This is a genomic window from Campylobacter concisus, assembly GCF_002913545.1.
Classification (GTDB): domain Bacteria; phylum Campylobacterota; class Campylobacteria; order Campylobacterales; family Campylobacteraceae; genus Campylobacter_A; species Campylobacter_A concisus_AV.
Genome location: NZ_PPBR01000118.1, coordinates 1 through 1269, shown reverse-complemented (window position 1 = coordinate 1269; position 1269 = coordinate 1). Strand labels below are relative to the sequence as shown.

Below are 1269 nucleotides of genomic sequence, written 5' to 3'. Positions count from 1 at the left end.
TATGAGCCACTCGCGGCTAGCGTTTTCTTTAAAATTATCAAAGCTCTCAAATTCGTTTTTTATAGCTAAGCAAAGCGTCTTTAGCCGTTTTGCCTTTGTGTTGTAAAAGCCACTTGGCTTTATAAGCGTGGCAAGCTCGCTGTTTTCAAGCATGCAAATGCCTTGCAGGCTATCTTTGCCTGCTTTTTTTAGATTATCCAGCGCTTTTTCAACGTTTCTCCAGTTGGTATTTTGCACTAAAATAGCGCCCAAAATAACCTCAAAAGTGCCCTCGCCTGGCCATTTTAGCTCGTCAAAATTTCTACTTTTGTGATTTAGCAGGGCTAAAAACAGATCAGTTGATCTCATTTTAAATTTTCTTTAAATGTAAGATAAAACTGCTTTGCTGTTCTGCCACTTCTGCTGGCTCTAAGTGTTGCGAAATTTTTAGCAAGCGTATGAAGCTTATCTTTATTGCCTTTATAGTCTTTAAAGTAAAAATCAACCATTTTTAGATACTCGTCGTAGTTGCCTTGATAAAAGCTGATCCAAAGGCCAAAGCGATCTGAGAGAGAAATTTTCTCCTGAGCTGCGTCGCTGTAGTGGATTTCGCCGTCAATTAGCTCTGAGTTTTCATTTTCACTTTTAAACTCGCTTATTAAATGTCTACGATTTGATGTAGCGTATAAAAGTACGTTTTTTGGCGGCTTTTGGATAGAGCCATCCATTATAGGCTTTAGAAATTTATACTCATTGCTGCCATTTTCAAAGCTTAGATCATCACAAAAAATGATAAATTTAAACTCGCTTTTTCTGATCTCATCGATAATATCGCCAAGGTATTTTAGATCCTCGCAGCCGATCTCAATGATGCGAAGTCCCTCTTTATAGAATTTAGTAAAAACAGCCCTTACAAGGCTTGACTTGCCACATCCTCTCTCGCCCCAAAGAAGCACGTGATTTGCCTCGTCGCCAGCTATAAAATTTCTAGTATTTTTTAGCAAAATTTCTTTTTGTTTCTCTAGTCCATAAAGTGAGTCGATATCGACAAAATCAATATCCTCAACAGGCTTTAACATCCCTTTTGTGCTCTTATAAATCGCTGCGTACTTTACTCCCCAATCTATCATTTCTTATCCTTTCTTAGATAGACCAAAATTTCAGCCAAAACATCGTCATCGTCCTTGCTACGTGACTTTAGCCTGATCTTCTCGTCATCATTTTTTGTTATAAGTATATTTTGCTCGCTATTTGAGATCGTCTTTATGCCAGCTTTTAGAGCTAAAATTT

At 37.7% G+C, this 1269-nt stretch carries 1 protein-coding gene and 1 pseudogene; both read right to left on the bottom strand.

Translation table 11 applies throughout. The features are described from left to right. Nucleotides 1–348, bottom strand: a pseudogene (locus CYP05_RS07645) (endonuclease III); the annotation flags it as partial. Then, on the bottom strand, nt 345–1109 hold the full coding sequence (locus CYP05_RS07640; protein ID WP_103587205.1) for an ATP-binding protein: 765 nt from the start codon (nt 1107–1109) through the stop codon (nt 345–347). The pseudogene CYP05_RS07645 and the gene CYP05_RS07640, both read right to left, overlap by 4 nt. Nucleotides 1110–1269: the final 160 nt, after the last annotated feature.

Excerpts from the sequence above, each read along its gene's own strand:
- CYP05_RS07640 (WP_103587205.1), bottom strand. The coding sequence starts at position 1,109 with ATGATAGATTGGGGAGTAAAGTACGCAGCGATTTATAAGAGCACAAAA.